The sequence below is a fragment of the Chryseotalea sp. WA131a genome (genome assembly GCA_025370075.1).
Classification (GTDB): domain Bacteria; phylum Bacteroidota; class Bacteroidia; order Cytophagales; family Cyclobacteriaceae; genus ELB16-189.
This window is the reverse complement of the sequence record CP073016.1, coordinates 1,285,044-1,306,839: the sequence shown is the minus strand read 5'-3', so window position 1 is coordinate 1,306,839 and position 21,796 is coordinate 1,285,044. Positions and strand designations below refer to the sequence as shown.

The window sequence follows — 21,796 nt, the reverse complement described above, 5'->3', positions numbered from 1 at the left end:
TTAATTTTTAATTAATTCACCTTCAATATAATATCCAATCCCCACTTTTGTTTGAATAAAGTCTCCGTTTCCGAGTTTCTTTCGCAATTGCGAAAGATGCACTTCAATTACGTTGCTTCCCATATCAAAATTTACTTCCCACACTTTCTCGGCCATTTCAGTTTTTGAGATAATTCGGTTACAATTGCTGAGCAAGAGTTCTAAAAGAGAAAACTCCCTTTTGGTCAGAATTACCTCTTCTTCTTGGTAAAACACTTTTCGAGAAAGCAAATCCATGGATAGGTTACCAACTTGGTAGCGGCTTATGTTTTTTCCATGGCCTTTTCTGGTAACGGCTCGAATGCGTGCTAGAAATTCGTTGAACTCGAATGGTTTTTTGATGTAGTCTATGGCTCCTTTGTCGAGGCCTTCTACCACACGCTCCGAACTGCTAAGCGCACTGGTGATAATTACCGGCACTTGAATACCAAATCGGTTTAAATTTTCCAACACATCAAAGCCACTGATACCCGGCAACATAATATCGAGAATGATTAAATCATACTTTTCGGTTGCTGCTAAATCCAATGCCTCGCTACCATTGCTTACAGCATCTACCCGATACCCTTGTTGCTCCAGCCCTTTCCGAATAAATTCGTTTAGCTTGGGCTCGTCTTCAACCAATAGTATTTTCATTTTTTCGAATACAATAAAAATTCCCGACCATCTAAAATCAGTTTTTTCGGATTTACAATTTCGTAATTAAATTGATATACCTCACCTTCTTTTTTTATTCGCTGATCGCCTTCGAACTTTATTGACGAGCCTTTTTTAAATAGACTCCGTAATTGCATCTCTGTGCGTTGATCTATTTCGATGAGATATTTGTCATCGACAATGACTGAAACGATTCGTTTGCGTTCTGAAAAATTGACTTTCGAGATAGTTCCAAAACTACTGATGTCTTTATATTCATGTTTGCCATCGGGATCGCCATAATAAAATCCTGTCATTTGCAGCGTATCACTTTTACTTATTAGTCCGTGAATGGTTGGAAATAGCAAATTTCTTTGATCACCTTTAAATCCATCATAGTATAATTTCACTGGTTCCTTTCGTTTTTCTATTTCCATGATTTTTTTTGCAAACCCAGCAGGAAAATTAAGTTGCAGTTTCCCAACGGGGGTAGAGACGGCAAACCCTATGCAAGCGCCATTTTGTTTAAAATAGAATGACTCAATGATGCCCTCCGTTTTTTCTAAAAGATTGATGCTTTTGACTTTCTCAAAACCAGAAATAGGGTAAACTTCACCTTCTAGTCTACTAATTTCAAAACCCATAGAAGATATTTTATCTCCTTTACGAATTGTCTTGACCTTCTTACCGAAAGAAAAGAGCCCATTTTTTATAAGAAGTGTTTTGTCAGATAATAAGAATACCCTTCTTGTTTTTGATAATTCAATAACTTGAACAACCTCTTGATCAAACAACACGTAGGTATCTTCTCGACTAGCGCTCAAAACACTCTTGTTTTTTTTTGTGCTGTCCCAATTGCTCTTTATCTCTAAATCGTCAGACTTGGCACTCACCAATGAATCTGCCAAAAAAAATTGAAAGAAATCGTTCAGTTCACTTTTCATTTTACTAGGAGTCACGGCATCAAACCTTTTTAGACGACCTTTGCTAATGCCAGTTACGGATTTTCCGACAGGAAACTTTTCTGTTATTTCCTTCCCTTGGATGGAGTTAAATCGAATTAACATGGTTTTTTCTCCATCCTTTACCACCATAACATCGTAAGCAATGCCCACAGAAGGAACATATTCAACAACGATTCCTTGAAATGGACGTTGCTCAACAATCCGTTTTGTTTGCGCATTGAGCATCGGCCAAGTGCTAACCCAAAACCAGAAATAGAAAATAACTTTTTTCATCGTTTTTTTTCAACAATACTCGGTAAGCAGTATTAGTTCGAGCTAAAGTTGACCTTAATTTTTCTTAAGCTCGTTTTTGTTAACTTACCTTCTCATGAACTTCCTCGCCCATCTCTACCTCTCCGGCAATAACCCGCAGCGCAAGTTGGGCAATTTCATTGGTGACTTTGTGCGCGGCCGCAATTTAGTAGAGCAATTTGGAGAAGCACTTGCCGAAGGGATTGAGCTTCATCGTGCTATTGACCAATATACCGACAAACACGCAACCGTTAAAAAAAGTAAAGACCGACTCCGACCCAAGTACCGCCACTATGCGCCTGTAATTGTGGACGTATATTACGACCACTACCTCGCCAACTTATGGAACCATTATCATACCCAACCCTTGGCCGAATATGCACAGGCAGCTTATCAGTTGATTGAAAATAACAAGGCCATCGTTCCCCAGCAAGTAAAAAACATGATGCCCTACATGATGAAGGGCAATTGGCTGCTGAACTACGCCAGCATCGAGGGAATCAACAAAGCCCTTACGGGATTATCCAGGCGCACGAGCCACATCTCGCACATGGAAGAAGCTGCCGAAGATTTGCGATTGCATTATACAGAATTCAAAAATGAGTTTGAGGCGTTCTTTCCTGAGTTGAAGAATTTTTGTGATGAATGGATTCGAAGGCAAGCGAGCTTAGGAACTAACCCAGGATATTGAACCTTATTTATCGACTTTCTAGTTCTAACCTCGAACCTCTAACTTCTAACCTCGAACCATTAACTTTGCAGCTAATATGGTAAACGATCCCGAACTAAACGGAAAATACTTGGGCACCATTAGTGCCGATTTTATCAAAGTATCCGACACACTCAAAGAAGCTTCCTACCAAATCCGCAAAGCAGGTTTTGACTACCCGATTTTTGCCATCTCAAAGGAGGTGATTCCCATTGGGCAATTGTTGGTCGATAAACTTTCGTTGGGCCTCGACTGGAATTATTTCGCTTCTTTCCTCAACGAATTTCAACAGCGCGAATTGGTGGCCGAAGATCGCACCGAAGATTTTAAAAGCACCTATAAAGACCCCGATGAATTTTGCTGCCTCTTTGTAGTGGACAAAGCCTTTACCAATTTTGTTTTTATTCCGTATCCGGAGGATTGAGTTTAAAGATTTGAATAAGATTTTGATTAACAATCTGCAACTCATTTATGCCAATACTTCCAAGTTTTCCAATCACCATGTTTTTATCAAGCGTTGTCAGTTTTCCTATCCGTATCAACGAAGATTGCTTTAGGCCATTCTCAAACGCTGGTTCGATTTTTACATCAAGTTCTTCTAGCCATTTCATTTGAGAAGTGATAAACGCAACGGTTACATCATTTTCTGTTACTACCAGAACCAATGCCGGACGGTTTTTAGATCCCGACAAATCTGTGAATGGGAAAGGCACTAGAACAACGTCCCCTTTTTTCATCAATAGCGCTCCTTTAAGTCACTAACAGAATAAAGGTCTGGGTCATCTTCCAAAAATTGGTAGGATTTAGAGTTGGCAGCTAGCTTTTGAATGCCTTCTGTCAAGATTTGATTCTCAATTTTACTTAGCAAAAACTCGGCAAAATCTGACACCTCCTTTACCCGATGGTCTGGAAGTTTATCAAGACTCTGAATAGTTTTTTTAATCAATGCTTCACGACTCATGCCTTCAAATTTTTATCGAATTTAGTGATTAATTTTAATGTTGAATGATTTTGCTGCATTCTTGTGATGAGCAGAGCCGTCACCCAATTGTTTTTATTCCGTATCCGGAGGATTGAAAAATTAACCCTTAGCGCCAATGAGCTTTAGTCTGCTATTGGAATATCGTACTTTTTTAGAAAATCAGTTTGAGATTTTCTTATTTCACTATTCAAATTAATAAGGTTTTCTACCCCAAGGCTGAGCTCTTCAATTGTTTTAGCTTTGTCCTTTGCCAACGAATCTCCATCCTTAAATAGAACTTTCCCAAATGCATCCTTAATTAATTTAGTACTAGAATTAACAAAGTTCAATGCATCAACATTAAGATTGTTGCCATCAAAGTTTTTCAAAGATTGGAGATTTGTTGCCGTAGTTATCGATAGAGATTCGAAATCCTTAATTAATCTAATTGCTTCAATGCTATCCGTTCTTGTCAAAACACCAGGCGGTCCTTTGATTCTACTTTCGACTATTCTTTTGGAGTCGCGCATAAACCTTTCGGTTCCCATTTTAAAAGGTTCGAAAATCTCTGAAAATGAGTTGTAGTATTTAATTGCTTCGTCTCGATTGCTTTTTTGGGCTCACGAAATTATTGAAGCAAAAATTAACACATACAAAAAACGACTTTTCATTGGTATTCTATTATTTAGCTGTTGCTTTAAAAATGCCTCCACCCTTGCGCCTTCAGCGGCACCACCGTTTCTTGCTTGGTCACCATCACATTTTGTTTGGGGTCGTTGTGCGTGTGGCCAATAAAATGAATGTCGGGGTGGTTTTTTAGTTTTTCAAAATCGCTGGGCTTAATGGTAAAGAGCAATTCATAATCTTCGCCACCATTGAGTGCGCACGTAATTGGATCCAACTTAAACTCAATGGCCGTTTCAAATGCCATACTATCAATCGGCACCTTGTCTTCAAAAATCTTTATGCCCACAGCCGATGCCCTACTGATATGAAAAAGTTCAGAAGCCAACCCATCCGAGATATCAATCATCGAAGTAGGTACAATGTTTTTCTCTGCCAACTCATGCACAATATCCATCCTTGCCGAAGGTTTTAATTGCCGACCTACCATGTACTCATATTTCTCTAGGTCTGGTTGCATTTCGGGGTCAGTCAAAAACACTTGCTTCTCGCGCTCCAATACTTGCAAACCCAAATAGGCCGAACCCAAATCGCCCGTCACACAAACAATATCGTTGACCTTGGCCGTGCTGCGCAGCACCACTTTTTCTTTTGGCGCTCTGCCGAGTGCGGTAATCGAAATCACAAGACCAGCGGCCGATGATGTCGTATCACCACCCACCAAGTCCACACCATAATCGGTGCATGCAGCTTTAATGCCACTAAACAATTCATCAATGGCCTCCACCGAAAAGCGGTTGCTCAAAGCAAGGCCAATGGTAATTTGTTCGGGCTTGCCATTCATCGCAGCAATGTCGCTCACGTTCACCGCCACCGCTTTGTAGCCCAAGTGCTTCAGCGGCATGTAGCTCAAATCAAAGTGAATGCCTTCCAGCAACATGTCAGTGGTTACCAACAGCGCGTCTGCGCCTCCATCAATCACGGCTGCATCATCGCCTATCCCAACTACAGACGTAAGGTTTTGCGCAGAAAATTGTTTTTGTATACGGTCGATAAGGCCAAATTCCCCCAGATTGGCAAGCTCTGTTCGTGTTTCATCCATAAGGTAATGTCGATTGGTGTTGTCGTTTAATTTGCAAAAGTACAATTTGGAGACCACACCATGCTAATGATTGCCTAAGCTTCCTAAAGCCTGAGCGCAAGCATTTTATTTACCATTCTTTTGAAACCATTCCCTATCTTGTATTCTCAAAAGAAAACAGTAATGAATTGCCGAAATTTTACGTTTCCTCTTTTTTCTATCGCACTGCTGTCAATCTCTTGCACAGAAAATAAATACCGCGATTGGAAAGTAACGGGTGGCTCTAAGGAAAATATCCGATACAGTACACTTACCCAAATTGATACCACTAACGTTCAGCAGTTGAAGGTAGCGTGGCAATACCGAACGGGCGATGCAGACACCGTTCATTCTTCACAGATACAATGTAACCCAATCATTGTAAATGGTGTGTTGTATGGCACATCCCCCCAACTTAAGTTAATGGCATTGGATGCAAAGACTGGAAAAGCGAAATGGCGTTTCGATCCGCAAGCGGAAAAAGAAAACGTAAACGCTACCGCTCGATTTATCCTCAACAACAATCGGGGTGTTACTTATTGGAATAAAGAAAATGACCAACGTATATTTTTTACAGCAGGCGCCATCTTGTGGGCTATTGATGCCGTTACCGGAAAACCAATTCTATCTTTTGGCGATAGCGGCAAAGTTGACTTGCACCATAATTTGGGTCGTGACGTGAGCAAGATGTATGTGGCGGCCACTTCACCGGGCATAATTTTTAACAACTTACTCATCATGGGTTCGCGTGTGAATGAGGGCAGTGAGGCCGCGCCCGGACATATTCGTGCGTACAATGTGCGCACGGGAAAAATGAAATGGATTTTTCATACCATTCCGCAACCTGGAGAATTTGGTTTTGATTCATGGAAAGATACGACCGCCTACAAATATATTGGCGGTGCGAATGCGTGGAGCGGTTTTAGTTTGGATGAGGAAAGAGGAATTGTCTATGCGAGCACGGGTTCCGCCTCATTTGATTTTTATGGAGGCAAGCGCTTGGGCAATAATTTGTTTGCCAATTCTATCTTGGCACTCGATGCCGCTACCGGAAAATACAAATGGCACTATCAAACCATCCATCACGATGTGTGGGACCGCGATTTGCCCACACCTGCTAGTTTGGTTACCATAGAAAAAGATGGAAAAAAGATTGATGCCGTGGCGCAGCCCACTAAGCACGGGTTTGTATTTGTGTTGAATCGTGAAACAGGGGAGCCCGTTTACCCAATTGAGGAACGCCCCGTTCCAACGAATTCGGAATTGGAAGGAGAGGAGTTGTCGCCCACCCAACCTTACCCTACTTGGCCAGCGCCATTCATGCGCCAGTCGATTTCAGAAAGTGATTTGAACAGGTGGCTGCCCGATTCATCGCGCCAGCAAATTGAATTAGTTTTTTCGAAAGTGGACAAGGGGCATATGTTTACGCCACCGACCTTACGTGGCTCCATTTTTTTTCCGGGTTTGGATGGCGGAGCCGAATGGGGCGGTGCTTCGTTCGACCCGGAAACCCATTACTTATATGTGAACGCAAACGAAATGCCTTGGAACATTCAGATGGTAGAGGTAGAAAAGCGATTGACGAAGGAAGAAAGTTATTTACATGGCGGCAAACAATTGTACACTTCCTACTGTATGGCTTGCCATGCAGCAGATAGAAAAGGTTCAGGAAATAATCCATCGTTGATAGACGTAGAAAAAAAATACAATACCAAAGATTTTGAGGCGTTGATCCGAAGCGGTAGAAGAATGATGCCTGCCTTTCAAAATTTATCTTCACAAGAGGTGGATGCCATTGCTTCGTTTGTTTTGAATGACAAAAGCCTACAACAGAAAAAATTGCTGCAGAAAGCCGATACCAATTCGTTCACTCACCTTCCGTACAATATCAACGGTTACAATAAATTCTTAAGCCCTGAAGGCTATGCAGGTATTCAGCCACCGTGGGGAACTTTGAATGCCATCAGTTTGAAGACCGGAAAGATTGTTTGGAAAATTCCGTTTGGGGAATTTCCTGAATGGAAGAAGAAAGGGATTGTCACTGGTACAGAAAACTATGGTGGCTCGGTGGTGACTAAAAGTGGCCTTCTCTTCATTGCCGCTACAAGTGATGGTAAGTTAAGAGCCTTCAATAAAAAATCAGGAAAGTTGCTGTGGGAGTACACACTGCCCGTGCCCGCCTTTGCGACTCCTTCCGTTTATGAAGTAGACGGAAAAGAATTTTTAGTGATTGCCTGCGGTGGCGGAAAAATGAAAACGAAGTCGGGGGATTATTACATTGCTTTTGGGTTGCCATAGCTTAAAAAAAGGCTTTGATCTAAACCAAAGCCTTTCTAAGCCTAACTAGCTTTTACCCAATTTTCCACTTATGCCAACTCCCGCAAATCCACTGGCACCACTCTCGAAATTCCTTTCTCCACCATTGTGATCCCATAAATAACATCAGTAGTGGTCATTGTACGTTTGTTGTGCGTTACAATTACAAACTGACTGTCTTTGCTAAAGTTACGGATGATGTTGTTGAACTTGTCGATGTTGGCATCATCCAACGGAGCGTCCACCTCATCAAAAATACAGAACGGGGCAGGCTTCAATAAATACATCGAGAACAACAAAGCGGTTGCTGTCAATGTTTTCTCCCCACCCGAAAGTTGATTGATGGTCAACGGGCGTTTGCCTTTGGGTTTTGCGATGATATCAATTTCAGAATCCAATGGTTTGGTAGGGTCCACCAATTTCAAATCGCAATCGTCACCTTCATTGAACAATGAGCGGAACACGCGAATAAAGTGTTCTTTGATTTGATTGAAAGCCAGCATAAAGGTTTCGCTAGCCACGCCTTCAATTTCGTTGATGGTGCTGAAAAGTGACTCTTTTGCTTTCAACAAATCTTCTTTCTGAGCAATGATGAAATCGTTGCGCTGTTTGATTTCGTTATAGGCTTCCATCGCCATCGGGTTGATGGGGCCCATGTTGTCTAGCTTCTCGCGTATCTTCGTTACCTGCGCACGAAGTTGTTCATCATCGGCTTTCAAAAGCTGCTCTGCTTCTTCTGGTGTTGGTTCGCCAATCACCGAATCCAAATCCACATTAAACTCAACCGATAATCGTTCTTTTATCGAGTTCAATTGCAGTTTGCTTTCGTTCAATTGATTTTGCAACTCCATCAACATAGTATCGATGTTTTGGCGTTGGTGCTGCACTTCCCGCAAATCTTTATCAAACTGATCTATTTCACCACGACCATTGTAGTATTCTTTCTCCGCTTCGCTCAGCCCTTTTTCCATTTCTTCCTTTTCGGCATACATGCCAATCAGATCGCTATCGTTGCTTTGCGTGGTTTCGATAATCGTTTTCGATTCTTCTTCATTCTTTTTCAACTCTTCACTGTTGACACCGATGCGCTGGCTGCTTTGTTCCATCGATTCTTGCTTGAAGCGAATTTCTTGCTCAACGCTCTTTACACGGTTCTCTTGCTGGTGGAAGAAAATATTTTGTTCGTTGTAAGCCGATGATTTCTGACTGAGAAAATCATTTTGAATGGTGAGGTCGGCAGTGATGTTGCGGATTTTTTCGTCATGCTGTGTTACTTCAGAAAGTGCCAGACTGGCTTTCGGTTTTAAATCTTCCAATTCGTGCGAAAGCGTATCGATTTTTTCCAAAATATCTTCTCTGCGCAAGTCGGCACTGCTGAGCATGCTCGAAAACTGCTCTTGCTTGGTGCGTACCGAGATGTACTCATCGTTTACCATTTTGATGGAGCTCTGCGCTTCTTCAATCTGCTGCTTCAGGGTATTGTTGCGCAGCTTTTCCAGTTCACGTTGGCGATCGAGCAACGAGTAGCGAATGTCATCAACCTTTTTGGTAAGGTCTTTGATTTCAACATCCAACTTTTCTAAATTTTTCGCACGACCGATTTTTTTTCCTTCAAACAGCCCAACTGATCCACCAGATAAACTAAACCTGCGTTTGGTTACTTTTCCGCTTTTGGTGATGAAGGTATTGTCATCTGAGGCGGGAATGTTTTTGATGTCGCCCTCCGCCACATACACTTTATCTAAAATATACCCCATGAGTTTGGTGTATTTCGCATCAAACTCAATGATTTTGGTAGCTGGGAAAGCATCGCCATACATTTGAATAGGAGAGGGCGTAAACTTTTCAAAACTATCCAGAATGAAAAAGTTTGCTTTGCCCTTACTGGCATCACTTAAAATATTGATGGCCTCATAAGCCTCTGCTTCGTGCTCGACAATATAATAATTGAGATAGGGCTCCAAGTAATTTTCAATGGCCACCCGATAATCTTCGCTGGTAGAAATAATGTCGGATAGAAGCGGAGCATTTTTTGTCCAGCCCACGTTCTTTTTCAAAAACTTAATGGCTTCCGGAAAGCCTTCTAAATTTTCGACCAATGATTTCGTTAACTGAAATTCGTTTTGGCGCGCATCCAGCTTGCGACTGTTCTGCGTCATCTCGTCACGAATCATCTCGATGGTTTTTTCCAGCGAGGCAATGCGCTGATACACATCTTCTTCTTCGTGCTTCAGTTTTTCTAAATACGAATTCTTTTGCGCGATTTCTTCTGAAAGCAATGCAAATTTCTTTTCAAACTCCGCTAGGCTAGCACTTTGCTGATTACTGTCCGTAGCGGTACGCTCGAGTTCTTGCTTGAACGATGCAAGCTGAATTTCACGTATTTCTAATTCTTTGTTTAATTGGAAAGATTCTTCTTGCTTGGCGCGATGCACTTGGCGAAGCGCGTCCGATTCCCCTTGTAGGGTATAAGTAGCTGCCTTTTGCGATTCGTATTCGGTGCGCAGTGAATCTACTTTGGCAGTGATCTCATTTAATATTGCCTGAGCGGAATCGCGTTCCGTCTCCAAACTTTGGATGCTGAAGCGCGCACGTTCATTGCTTTTTTTGTCTTGATCGATTTGATCTTTTAAGTTGGCAATGCGGTCATTCAAAAAACGCAGTCGTTCGTTTTTGATTTGCTTCTCGCTTTCATATTGCCGGATTTTAGAAACAAATTCGTTGATGGATTTTTGACGAGACGAAAGTGTTTTTTCTTTTAGAATTAACTCGGCTTTTGATTTCTCAATGGTCGCTTCTTTTTCCGCCACTTCGGCCGTGAGTTTTGTTTTGCGGTCACTTTCGGTTTCAATTTGTTTGGTGATGGCGCTGAACTTATCCTTTTGTTTATTCACCACCACCCTGGCCAACTGAATGCTCTTTTCTTTATAGTCTTCTTTGATTTTATAGTACTGTTCGGTTTGCTTGGCTTGCTTTTCCAAGCTCTTCATGTTCTTTTCAATTTCAAAAAGCAAATCTTCTACACGCTCCAAATCGGCATCGGTATCTTCCAATTTTTTTAGCGTTTCTTTTTTGCGCTTTTTGAATTTTGAAATGCCAGCGGCTTCTTCAAACAACGTTCTGCGCGAGTTGTCGCGGTCGTTCAATAGATCGTCCACCATGCCCAATTCAATGATCGCATAGCTGTTAGAGGCCACGCCCGTATCCAAAAACAAGTTCGTGATGTCTTTAAGTCGGCAGGCAACACCGTTTAGCAAATATTCACTTTCACCAGATCGGTATAACCTGCGGGTGATGGTGATTTGCGAATACTCGGTTGGTAAAATATTTTTTGTGTTGTTGATGGTCAACGAAACTTCCGCCATTTGCTGTGGCGCGCGTTGGCTGGTGCCGTTGAAGATGACGTTCTCCATTTTTTCAGAACGTAGTGCACTGGTCTTCTGCTCTCCCAATACCCAACGGATGGAATCTACCACATTCGATTTTCCGCAACCGTTTGGCCCCACAATACCGGTAATCCCCTCATCAAAATTGATAATGATTTTATCAGCAAAACTTTTGAACCCCTTGATCTCTAACTTCGATAACTGCATAATTGGTTTCTGGTTACTGGATACATTGATGCTGGTTTGACAGGTTTCTGGATACTTGATGCTGGTTTGACTCTAATCCCCCATACCTAATCCCTAACACCCAATACTTAAGTCCTAAAATTTAAAGTCGGCAAAGATAGTGTTCGGTTTGTCTTTTGGAAAGGTAGATGTTCCCATTTCATGCACATTTTATCAATAGCCAAAATCCGAAAAGATTGCGGAAACCTTTCATTAAAACCTAACTTGCCATGCCAAAATCTGTGTTATTCAGTATATTTTGCCTACATTTGACCGTTATGTGGGATAGTCCTTCATTTTGGATTTGGGTCATCATTGCAGTGGTGTCTTATCTGGCGCGTAAAAAGAAGCCGAAAGAACCCACTACTACCAGTGAGCCATACGATAGTGAACCGCAATCAAAACCGATTTCGTTTGAAGACTTGTTGCGCGAGATTCAGGCAACGAAGTCGCCAGAGCCAACCGTGACTTCCCCTGCCACCAGCAAGCAAAGACCATTTCTACAGCCCGCCCCCGTTGCCGATTACGAAGATTATTATGACGAAATAGAGGTAGAAGCAAAAGAGGCCGAGCGAGTTGACTACAAAAAAAGAGATCAAGACGAAACTTTCGAGGCGTATGAGAAAGCGAAGTTGGCGGCCTTCAATAGGGCTTCACTCGAAGAAACCATGAGATTGGAAGATACTGTTGTGAAGTTTGGTCAATTCAAAGGATATCAACAAGATACGCAAGTAAGTGTGGCAAGTACTTATGTGAAAGACTTACAAGATCCAGAAGGCTTTAAGAAGGCATTTATATTGAGCGAGATATTGAACAGGAAGTTTTAGAAAGTTATTTTTTGAACTAAATATTACTAGGATGTTGTAACCAGCCTTTTGAAAGGGGCGATTTTTTAGGATTTGTTGATATTTACAATTGGAAAAGTGGGTTACAATAGATTTTGGAAGGTATTTATGATTGGTATTTTTTAACCTAAACGAAGTGAGATGAAAGGGACGCTTTTTGTTTTGTTAAGTTTGTTTTGTTTCGGGTTTAACTCGAAACCGCCTAAGCCGCTCAGTTGTAATTCATTTAAGATTGAATTGGAGACAAAGGATTCAAATGGTTCAAACGGTGAAATTACGTTGACAGCCTCAGGTGGCAATTCCCCTTACAAATACGTAGTTTATAAAAAAAGTTCAGGGCATTTATTAACCGAGGATTTTTCCCAGCATAAGTTTACGAATCTTAACGCGGACACCTACCAAGCTATTGTGGTAGACGCAAATGGCTGTAAAGAACAACTTGAAATCCAATTAAAGTGAGCGCAATTTTTTCAACTATGAAATTTTGGAAAAGCATTTTTATTGTTTCTTTAACCTCATTTTTTGCGTTTGAATCAAGTGCGCAAACGAACACCTACATACAAGGCAGCCTTCGCGTAGCAGTATTCGTTTCCAATCCGTGCAACGGATCCGATAATGGGTTTATTCGATTTACCGTATTGCAGACGAGTGACGGTCAGCCTGGAATTCTTCAGGTTATTTTGCCGGCTATAGGTGGCAATCCGAATTTTTTTGGCCCGCAGCTTATACCGGTGGGCTCCAGTTTCGTTTTCAATAATGTTGGATCAGGGTTGCCAGCCGACTCGTACGACTTTATCATAATAGACACGCCTAACACAGACATTATTAATACATTCGGGCCGCCTCCCCCGGTGTTACTAACTTCATTGCCCAACTTGGTGGTTAATGAAGTTACCAGAATAGATAACTCCAGTTGTTTGACACCGAATGGCTCAGTCATTGCTTCTGTTTCTGGTGGGTCAAGAACACCTGCACTTGCCGTTTCTGGGTCTTTCACTTATACATGGACGAGTAGCAACGGGCTTGCCGGGTTACCTTTAACAGGAACTTACGATGGAACCACCAATCTAAATTTGGCTACACAACTTTCTTTGGCTGGGTTGCCAGGAGGTACCTATACCCTCAATATACAGGACAACTATTCTTCGTGTTTGCAATCAAGAAATTTTACAATTACAGATCCATCTCCCACGCTTTATAATATTATATCTGGTTCTGGTACGGCATGCTTTGGCAGCAATTTTACAGTTACGCTCAATGGATCAGACGGTGCTATTCCTGATCCGGGTGGAGTTTATGAGATTCAACGCAATGGAAACCCCACAGGATTGACATTTCCAGGAACCGGTGCAGGGCCGTTTAATATGAATTTTCCAACCGCTGGTTTTACGAATGGAGATGTGTTAACGGTTCGAGCTTCAAACGGATTTTGCACCCCAAGAATTATGACAGGTTCCGTAACGCTCGGCATTGCATTTTCGCCCACCTCTGCCGTCTTGTCTAGTCCTACCGCCTCCATTTGCTCTGGGCAGTCTACTAATCTAAGCGTTGCCATTACAGGCGGCACAGCACCTTTCAGTTTCACCATTATAGGGTATGGATTGGTAACAGGGTATGCAGCAGGGACACCAATCTCAGTTAGCCCACTAACTACCACAACCTATACGTTGATTGGCAATGTGACAGATGCCAATGGTTGTACAGTAACAGGGACAGGCACTGCCTCGGTTACTGTTAACCCAACCCCAACAGCAACCATTAGTGCTCTTCCAGCCACTTTGTGCGCAGGCAACAGCAGCACCCTTACGTTTAACCTTACCGGAACCAGTCCATTTAATGTTAGTTATTCCGATGGGGCATCATCGTTTAATTTATCAGGTATCTCGAATGGACACACGGTTTTAGTAACCCCTCTGGTCACTCGTAACTATACCATTACTGCAATTTCTGACGCATCGGGCTGCATTGGCACACCCGGCTCCAATGTTACCATCACAGTGAATCAACCTCCAACAGTTGCAGAACTGATCGGTACTGCGACCATTTGTTCCGGACAGTCAACCAACTTGTCGGTCAATATCACAGATGGCACGCCTCCTTATAATTTTACAATTGCTAATTTTGGACCTATTGGAGGTTATACTACTGGTAGTGCTATTGCTGTTTCGCCTGCAACCACTACTAGTTATTCCATTTTAGGTAACGTTACTGACGCAAATGGTTGTTTTGTTGTTGGAAGCGGCCTGGCAATCGTAACAGTAAACCCACGCCCTGCCGCTGCCATTGTTTCATCACCGGGCACGGTTTGCTCGGGTGGTAGTTCCACCCTAACCTTTAACTTGACGGGCACTGCACCTTTCAACGTGAGCTATACAGACGGAACATCTACGTTTAATCTTACGGGGATTAGTACTAATCATACTGTTGTGGTTTCACCAACGTCTACTACCAGCTATGCCATTACAAATATCAGCGATGCCACCACGTGCACTGGTTTGCCTGGTTCCTCTACAACAGTTACTGTAAATCCAACGCCTACATCTGCTGTGTTGTCTGGCTCAGGGCCAATTTGTCCGGGGGGTACTGCTAACCTGTTTGTGAACATCACAAGCGGTACAGCCCCCTTTACTTTCAATATTACAAACTTTGGTCCGGTTGCAAATTATATTTCTGGTAGCCCAATACCAGTTAGCCCAGCCACGTCAACCAGCTACACGCTTAGCGGTACGGTTACAGATGCAAATGGATGTTCAGTAGCAGGCTCTGGTAGTTTTTTAGTAATTGTAAATCCCACCCCAACTGCATCCATAAGCTCCTCGCCAGGCACCTTATGTTCAGGCGGAAGTAGTACCTTGACGTTTACGTTGACAGGGACTGCTCCATTCAACGTATCGTATTCAGATGGTACTACCAATTTTGATTTGACCGGTATTTCGTCAGGTCATACGGTCTCCATTTCTCCTACCGCTACTACCACCTATACTGTTACTTCCTTTTCTGATGCAACAAGTTGTGTTGGGGTAGGTGGTTCTTCCGCCACAGTGACGGTAAATCCATCACCTACGTCAGCCATTTTGAGCGACAACTCGGCTATTTGTGCAGGAGGGACAGGTAACATTCTTGTTACTATTACAGGTGGCGTTGGTCCCTATAATTTTACAATTGCAGGGTTGGGTGTAATTACTTCTTATGTGTCAGGAACCCCGATCCCCATTACACCGGCAACGACCACTGCGTACTCAATAACGGGTTTGGTTACCGATACGAACGGATGCACTGTGGCTGGGTCTGGAACAGCAACTGTTACTGTCAATCCACTTCCGACTGCTTCGGTATCAGGCGGTGGCATAGTTTGCTTTGGCACACCGCTCCCGAATGTCACGTTCACCTTCACGGGAACGGCACCGTTTAACTTTACATGGAGCGATGGAGTTGTGCTAACTACTGTGAACAATCATCCTTCATCAACTTTTACGATCACGAATGCCGCGGTTGGCACGTATTCAGTCACCGCACTAACAGACCAGAATGGATGTGCGGCTACCAGTTTGGGTACTCCTACTTCAGTAATTGAAAATACCGCTATTGCCTCCGCAACGCTCATTGGTGATGCCACGATTTGCAATGGTCAAAGCACAAATTTAGCAGTTACGATTGTTGGGGGAACGAGTCCCTACAGTTTCACCATTGCGGGATTAGGGTTGGTATCCAATTACACCTCGGGAACCAACATTCCTGTTACACCTTCCTCTACCACCACCTACACAATCTCAGGATCCATAACCGATGCTAATGGCTGTGGGGCAACAGGCAGTGGTACGGCACTGGTTACTGTTAATGAAGCTCCAAACGCTTCCGTTTCGGGTTCGCCTTCTCCTATCTGTCCAAGTTCAACTTATACCCTAACCTTCAGCCTAACGGGAACAGCACCTTTCAACGTTTCTTATAGTGACGGGACAACCACCTTCAATCTGGCAGGGATTTTAAATGGGCATACGGTTAATTTAAATCCAACGGTGAGCACCACCTACACCATTACTTCCGTAACGGACGGTACTAGTTGCCCAGGTACTATATCTGGGCCAGCAGCCACTGCGACAGTGAATCCCTCAATTACCTCGGCTGTCCTTTCGGGTACGGCTACGATTTGTGCCGGAGCCACTTCTAATTTGGCAGTGACAATTGTCGGAGGGACGCCTCCCTATAATTTCACAATTACTGGATTTGGTTCTGTCACGAATTATATTTCGAACACGCCTATCCCGGTAACTCCGGTCTCTACAACAACCTATTCGCTGAGTGGACTGGTGACCGATGCAAATTCCTGCACAGTGGCTGGATCGGGCAACGCTACAGTAGCGGTCAATCCAATTCCTCCCAGCATTGCTCCTGGCACTGATACCTGGATTGCCGATGTTTACAATGATGCTGGAAATGCGGTTATACCCTATCAAAACGGAGTAAATTATTTGCCAGCAACCTACAGGGGTTACATTTTAGAAGCAGATATTGCAGGATTTGGTTCGTCCACTTATAATTCTTCTACCGATGCTTTTGATTTAAATTTTGAAAATTCTATTCCGCTGGCGGGAACGAATGTTTGCGGAAGCTATCTCAACAATTACAGTCTGAGATTTCAAATGCAAAAAACCTTTACAGCGGGTGTCTATACATTCAATCTGATTTCGGACGATGGTGTTCGCTTCTTTGTGGATGGTGTGGCCATAACGCTGAGCCCCGCCAATTCTTTTTCGGATCATTCATATACTCCCTACACCTCAGATGCTGTTTGCTTGACGGCAGGTGTCCATAGTTTAGTGATCGAGTATTATGAAAATATAGGAGTTTCTCGCTTGACGTTCGATTACTCATCCGTTTCGGTGCCTGTTGCATCGGTCTCAATTAACGCTTCCCCTGGAACGACTGTTTGTGTTGGTACAACAGTAACTTTTACAGCCATCCCAACCAATGGGGGTAGTGCGCCAGGTTACCAATGGATAAAAAATGGATTGAATGTGGGCACCAATAGTTCCAGTTACGTGGACGCTACATTGATAACAGGCGATGTAGTTTCGGTTGCCATGACTAGCAGCTTAAGCTGCGTAACATCTACACCAGCGGTAAGTAATCTTATCACGATGACCGTGAATCCCGTTCCTTTGGCTCCGATTGCATCTCCAATATCTTATTGTCAAGGTGCGATAGCGGTGCCGTTGACTGCCACCGGAACAAGTTTATTGTGGTATTTAGCAGCAACCGGTGGAGTGGGTAGTGCCACAGCACCTACACCCTCAACCACGACACCTGGAGTCACCTCATTTTATGTTAGCCAGACCGTTAGTGGATGTGAGAGTCCACGAGCTCAGCTGGATGTAGCAATCAATTCGCTACCCTCGGCACCGGGAGTTTCGAATGTTAGTTACTGTGTTGGAGATGCCGCCACCGCTTTAACTGCAACTGGCACAGGTCTCTTGTGGTATGCTGCGTCAACAGGCGGTACGGGAAGTTCAACTGCGCCTACGCCTTCTACATCCAGTACTGGAACCACCAGTTTCTTTGTTTCTCAGACTGTGAGCGGGTGCGAGAGTCTCCGTGCCCAACTAGATGTAACAGTAATTGGACCACCTGACAATTCCTTAGCGGTGTCGGCTTCTATTCCCAATTTGTGTACCGGTGGGTCTACTACAATTGATATTGTTGGAACTCAGACAGGGGTGGATTATCAATTGTTTGATGGAGCTTCGTTGATTGGAAGCCCTGTTGCGGGAGGTGGTAATATCTCTATACCAACGGGTCCGCTAACGGCCACTACCACATTTAGCGTAGTAGCTACCTATAATCCCGCCAATGGATGTTCTCCGCCAGTCATACTTCTTAATACAGCTACAATAACTGTAGGTGGTACCTTAAATGCTGGACTGACTGTGGCTCCATTGCTAGGAACCCTCTGCTCAGGCGGATTTACATTTGTCCGTATTTTAAATTCGGAGATGAATGTGAATTACCAGTTGAGGAACAACACAGGCAATACAGCAGTTGGGGCTCCTTTTGCAGGAACTGGAGGAAATATTGATCTCCCCACTGGCGTTCTTACCACTAGTACTTCCTTCAATGTACTTGCCACCAATGCTACTTGTTCACTTCAATTGACTACGATTGTAAATATTGTTGTGCTGCCTCCACCGAATGCTGCTTTAACCATAGCAGGCCCCAGTTCGGCAATTTGTCCAAATACATCTACCAATATTACAGTTGCCAACTCCGAAAACGGTGTTAGTTACCAACTTCGATTGAGCCCGTCCAATACAAATGTTGGTAGTCCTGTAGTGGGAACGGGTGGTACAGTCACTTTAGCTACGCCCATTTTAACATTGAATACCAGCTTTAATGTGCTTGCTATTGTAGGCTCATGCAGTGCTCAATTAGCGAACACAATTAATGTTTCGCTATTGCCGCCAGGGGATCCAAGTTGCACGGTTACAGGTAACTGTGCCACCGTGGTTATAACTCCCCTTCCAACTCCTGCAACTTGCACCCTTTCGAATGGCTCCATATTTTTTAGCATTTCTCCGGCAACACCAACAGTCAATAATACGGGGGTTAAGATTACTGTTACAGGACAATCAATTACCAACGGTTCGGTTGCTCGTACAAATCTGAACAACCCTAATTTTTCATTGTTGCCTTTAGGGCTTTATAGTTATACGATTGAATATGGTGATGTGAGTTGCACTAAAACAGGATTTGTTACAATTGATCAGTCAGGTACGGTCGGAGCACCAATCGCTTCCAATATTGTTGGCCCTAAATGTGCAGGATCAGCTACCGGTTCTATCAAGTTAGATGTGCCAGGCGAAACTGGCAATTTGTTACAATGGTCTTTGGACGGTATTACCTTTACTAATTTTACGGCTGGTAATACCATTACTGGAATACCTTCGGGGCTGGCTCCAACTTTCCAGCGTGTAATTAGTGTTAGAAGAAATGCAAGTGATCCATGTTTTGCTGCGGTGACCATTACTATCCAAGATGCCAATCCGGCCATCACTGTAGCGCCACCAACCATTACCGATGCTACTTGTGCAAACAATGATGGAGCTATTGCCATCGGTACGATTGCGGGAGGCGTTGGTCCTTATACATTCCGATTCGATAGTGTTGCCTATGCTACCTTACCAACAGGAAGTAAATTCTCCAACCTTACAGGAGGCACGCATAAATTTACGGTTATTGATAATGTAGGCTGCGAAAAATATTTCAAGTATGTGGTCAACTTCCCTGGATTTGTTAATACTACTTCACCTATCCTAACCCAACCTGACTGTGCCGGACAGGGCGCGAACGGAACGATTGCATTCACCATTTTGAGTGCGGGTACGTTCACAGTAGGGTACACCACTGATCCAATAGCACAACCAACCACCTTTGTAAATTATGGAACCTTGAACATTCTTCTTCAAGGTCTATCGAAAGGTGATTACTATGTATGGATTAAACCGAACACAGCCGCCTGTGCTACTAAACTTGCAGTGCAAACCATTACGGGAAGCATAACTCAAGTTTCGTTCGCTGCTCCACAGTTAAACTGCAACGCTGGTTTGCCAGAGATAAGAATTACAAATATTAAGGCTGCGGCTGGCGCGATGACTATTCAGATTACCAAGAAGGGACTAGTTACGCCTGACCGTACGATTATCTTACCAACTGTTCCTGCAGGAAGTTTGTACGTGATCAAAGGAAACGAGTTGCCATCTACGAAAGGAGACTATACCATTAACATCCTTCAAACACAAGGCACGTGTACGGTAGCTTCGTCAAGTTATGACTTTACTTACAACGGAGTATTGGCAGTGAGCGTACAAAACATCAAGTCCTCTTACCCGGATTTGCCAACGGGCGGGTTTGATTTGATCAATTTTACAGGGGGTCAAAAACCGTACTTTGTAACCATCCGATTTGATTCGGCCTCTAACCCTCAAATTAACCCCTTGGATTTTTCTCCGCGCACCGAAGAAGTAAATGAGTTTAACAACAGCTTACAATTTATTAAGAACTACAAGGCATTACATGCTGGTAGGTACCATCTCACGGTGAATGAAGATCAGGGATGCTCTCTTGAATTTGATGTGAGGGTTCCGTTGGATTTTTCTTTCGATCCCAATTCAATTCCCAACGTATTTACACCAAATGGCGATGGCTCAAACGAAACGTTCTACATCCGAAATATTCCTCCAGACACGCAAGTAAATATTTCAAATCGATGGGGTGCAGAAGTATTTTCTTCTAAAAGCTATCAAAACAATTGGACGGGCGATAACTATCCCGATGGTGTTTACTTCTACCGTATCAGTACGAGTGGAAATACCTTTACGGGATGGGTAGAGATTATAAGAGGACGATGAGTTAACGGTAACTGTAACTAGTGTTATGTTAACTGTACTTTGGCGTACGGGGCTATAAAATCAGCAGTGGGCAGGATACAGTGTGCATTATAGGACTGGCGGTGACTGCCTACTGGTGACTGCCTACTGCCTACTTTTTAAATGACGTCATAATACATTTAACTTATCACTAGTAACTATTAAGCGTGGTACTTTAGCTAAACAAATCATTCCATACTACTTGCTTCTCACCGCAGTAAGAAACTTAATGGTATCTACGTTATCCGCATATTCCCATACCTGAGGATGCTGGGCTCGACCAAAAGGAATTCCCTTATTGTACCAACCATTTGCAGATACGATGCATTGAATTTTTTCTGTTTGTTTGTGAACCTTATTTTTTAAGTCATCGAGTGATTGATAGTATTCATAATAAAGCAAAGAGATAGGCGATACCAACGAATTATTTTCAATCAAAATCACAGCTCCATTGTCATAAAAATGAATGAGGTTCATCAATAAAATCGTTCGCTGATAGGTATAGTTGTTCGAGTATTTGTGATGATTTACTACCTCGAGATAAACTTCCCACGCTTTCATCAATCGTTTAATATCAAAGCCTTCTGGCACGTATAGCTTAGAAACATTTCGACAGCCCAACCCAAAATAGCTAAACACATCTTTACCCAATTCAATTAATTCCTTTTCGCTTTCTTCACCCATGATCACTGCGCACGAGCTTCGGTTTTTACGAATTAAATGCGGAATGTTTCGAAAATAATATTCAAAATAACGTGCGGTGTTATCGCTACCGGTGGCAATCACAGCGTCCACATCTTTTAGACGTTCTTCAAAAAGAATTTGGTTAGTAAAAGAAGGGTTGATTTGTTTCAACAGCTCACATACAAATTTCATCAAAACGCAATCTTGTGAACTGAGTTTGGCCACCGCCATATTTCCGGTAACGAGCACACACAGCAAATCATGAAAGCCCACCATCGGAATATTGCCTGCCATGGCGATACCAATTTTTTTGGGTTGCGTATTTTCAATCGTATAAGCCGAAAGCCATCGTTGCAATTTTTCTTTTTCCAAGAATTCGCCTATCCCATTTAAGGCTAAAGCAATATTACTATCCGTGAACCATGGGTTTTCTTGGTTGGCCCTCAGAAACAGCCCCTTTTTTGTTTCAGCAGGCATGGTTTGCAATCGGTTGCCCAACTCGGCAAAGCCATCTATTCGTTCTAAAAGTGTCATTCGATTTTCTTGCTAAACTATTAACCCCCTCCAAGTGTTTT

14 protein-coding genes are annotated in these 21,796 nt (G+C 43.0%); 6 read left to right on the top strand and 8 right to left on the bottom strand.

Annotated features, from left to right (window positions below; translation table 11 throughout):
* The gene (locus KA713_05850; GenBank protein UXE68110.1) at positions 1-675 is read right to left on the bottom strand and encodes a response regulator transcription factor; all 675 of its coding nucleotides are present in this window, start codon (positions 673-675) and stop codon (positions 1-3) included.
* Positions 672-1,913 carry a hypothetical protein gene (locus KA713_05845; GenBank protein UXE68109.1) on the bottom strand — a complete coding sequence of 414 codons (1,242 nt, stop codon included), beginning with the start codon at positions 1,911-1,913 and terminating at the stop codon, positions 672-674. Before KA713_05845 ends, KA713_05850 begins: the two co-directional genes overlap by 4 nt.
* A 94-nt stretch (positions 1,914-2,007) precedes the next feature.
* On the opposite strand from KA713_05845, the gene KA713_05840 reads away from it, so the two are divergent.
* Together KA713_05840 and KA713_05835 are read left to right on the top strand one after the other, a co-directional pair.
* Entirely contained in the window at positions 2,008-2,622 is a 615-nt protein-coding gene (locus KA713_05840) for a DUF479 domain-containing protein (protein ID UXE68108.1), read from the top strand.
* A 76-nt stretch (positions 2,623-2,698) separates the two neighbouring features.
* Complete coding sequence (locus KA713_05835; GenBank protein ID UXE68107.1) at positions 2,699-3,064, top strand: hypothetical protein; 366 nt, start codon at positions 2,699-2,701, stop codon at positions 3,062-3,064.
* Here KA713_05835 and KA713_05830 read toward each other — a convergent pair.
* From KA713_05830 to thiL, 4 genes are all read right to left on the bottom strand, one after another.
* The gene (locus tag KA713_05830; protein ID UXE68106.1) at positions 3,042-3,377 is read right to left on the bottom strand and encodes a type II toxin-antitoxin system PemK/MazF family toxin; all 336 of its coding nucleotides are present in this window, start codon (positions 3,375-3,377) and stop codon (positions 3,042-3,044) included. The two genes, KA713_05835 and KA713_05830, sit on opposite strands and share 23 nt — an antisense overlap.
* Positions 3,377-3,601: a DUF2281 domain-containing protein gene (locus KA713_05825; protein UXE68105.1), complete on the bottom strand. Its 225-nt coding sequence runs from the start codon at positions 3,599-3,601 to the stop codon at positions 3,377-3,379. Before KA713_05825 ends, KA713_05830 begins: the two co-directional genes overlap by 1 nt.
* A 143-nt stretch (positions 3,602-3,744) precedes the next feature.
* A complete protein-coding gene (locus tag KA713_05820) occupies positions 3,745-4,149 on the bottom strand; it encodes a hypothetical protein (protein ID UXE68104.1) in 405 nt (134 codons plus the stop codon).
* Positions 4,150-4,298: 149 nt separating this feature from the next.
* Positions 4,299-5,327, bottom strand: coding sequence for a thiamine-phosphate kinase (thiL, locus tag KA713_05815; GenBank protein ID UXE68103.1), 1,029 nt, complete (start codon positions 5,325-5,327; stop codon positions 4,299-4,301).
* Between the two features lie 162 nt (positions 5,328-5,489).
* Between thiL and KA713_05810 the strand changes: the two genes are divergently transcribed.
* Positions 5,490-7,643, top strand: a complete 2,154-nt coding sequence (locus KA713_05810; protein UXE68102.1) for a PQQ-binding-like beta-propeller repeat protein — start codon at positions 5,490-5,492, stop codon at positions 7,641-7,643.
* Between the two features lie 68 nt (positions 7,644-7,711).
* Here KA713_05810 and smc read toward each other — a convergent pair whose 3' ends face one another.
* Positions 7,712-11,254: a chromosome segregation protein SMC gene (gene smc / locus KA713_05805; protein UXE68101.1), complete on the bottom strand. Its 3,543-nt coding sequence runs from the start codon at positions 11,252-11,254 to the stop codon at positions 7,712-7,714.
* 248 nt (positions 11,255-11,502) lie between these two features.
* Here smc and KA713_05800 point away from each other — a divergent pair, with 248 nt between their 5' ends.
* From KA713_05800 to KA713_05790, 3 genes are all read left to right on the top strand, one after another.
* Entirely contained in the window at positions 11,503-12,099 is a 597-nt protein-coding gene (locus KA713_05800; protein ID UXE68100.1) for a hypothetical protein, read from the top strand.
* A gap of 159 nt (positions 12,100-12,258) precedes the next feature.
* On the top strand, positions 12,259-12,576 hold the full coding sequence (locus KA713_05795; GenBank protein UXE68099.1) for a SprB repeat-containing protein: 318 nt from the start codon (positions 12,259-12,261) through the stop codon (positions 12,574-12,576).
* A gap of 17 nt (positions 12,577-12,593) precedes the next feature.
* The gene (locus KA713_05790) at positions 12,594-20,519 is read left to right on the top strand and encodes a gliding motility-associated C-terminal domain-containing protein (GenBank protein UXE68098.1); all 7,926 of its coding nucleotides are present in this window, start codon (positions 12,594-12,596) and stop codon (positions 20,517-20,519) included.
* A 216-nt stretch (positions 20,520-20,735) separates the two neighbouring features.
* Here KA713_05790 and KA713_05785 read toward each other — a convergent pair whose 3' ends face one another.
* Positions 20,736-21,755 carry an acyl-CoA reductase gene (locus tag KA713_05785; protein UXE68097.1) on the bottom strand — a complete coding sequence of 340 codons (1,020 nt, stop codon included), beginning with the start codon at positions 21,753-21,755 and terminating at the stop codon, positions 20,736-20,738.
* Positions 21,756-21,796: the final 41 nt, after the last annotated feature.

Bases quoted from the DNA above. Each gene is read 5' to 3' on its own strand.
- KA713_05850 (UXE68110.1), bottom strand. From the start codon at position 675: ATGAAAATACTATTGGTTGAAGACGAGCCCAAGCTAAACGAATTTATT.
- smc (UXE68101.1), bottom strand. From the start codon at position 11,254: ATGCAGTTATCGAAGTTAGAGATCAAGGGGTTCAAAAGTTTTGCTGAT.
- KA713_05830 (UXE68106.1), bottom strand. From the start codon at position 3,377: ATGAAAAAAGGGGACGTTGTTCTAGTGCCTTTCCCATTCACAGATTTG.
- KA713_05800 (UXE68100.1), top strand. From the start codon at position 11,503: ATGCCAAAATCTGTGTTATTCAGTATATTTTGCCTACATTTGACCGTT.
- thiL (UXE68103.1), bottom strand. From the start codon at position 5,327: ATGGATGAAACACGAACAGAGCTTGCCAATCTGGGGGAATTTGGCCTT.
- KA713_05845 (UXE68109.1), bottom strand. From the start codon at position 1,913: ATGAAAAAAGTTATTTTCTATTTCTGGTTTTGGGTTAGCACTTGGCCG.
- KA713_05820 (UXE68104.1), bottom strand. From the start codon at position 4,149: ATGGGAACCGAAAGGTTTATGCGCGACTCCAAAAGAATAGTCGAAAGT.
- KA713_05840 (UXE68108.1), top strand. From the start codon at position 2,008: ATGAACTTCCTCGCCCATCTCTACCTCTCCGGCAATAACCCGCAGCGC.
- KA713_05835 (UXE68107.1), top strand. From the start codon at position 2,699: ATGGTAAACGATCCCGAACTAAACGGAAAATACTTGGGCACCATTAGT.
- KA713_05810 (UXE68102.1), top strand. From the start codon at position 5,490: ATGAATTGCCGAAATTTTACGTTTCCTCTTTTTTCTATCGCACTGCTG.
- KA713_05790 (UXE68098.1), top strand. From the start codon at position 12,594: ATGAAATTTTGGAAAAGCATTTTTATTGTTTCTTTAACCTCATTTTTT.
- KA713_05785 (UXE68097.1), bottom strand. From the start codon at position 21,755: ATGACACTTTTAGAACGAATAGATGGCTTTGCCGAGTTGGGCAACCGA.
- KA713_05825 (UXE68105.1), bottom strand. From the start codon at position 3,601: ATGAGTCGTGAAGCATTGATTAAAAAAACTATTCAGAGTCTTGATAAA.
- KA713_05795 (UXE68099.1), top strand. From the start codon at position 12,259: ATGAAAGGGACGCTTTTTGTTTTGTTAAGTTTGTTTTGTTTCGGGTTT.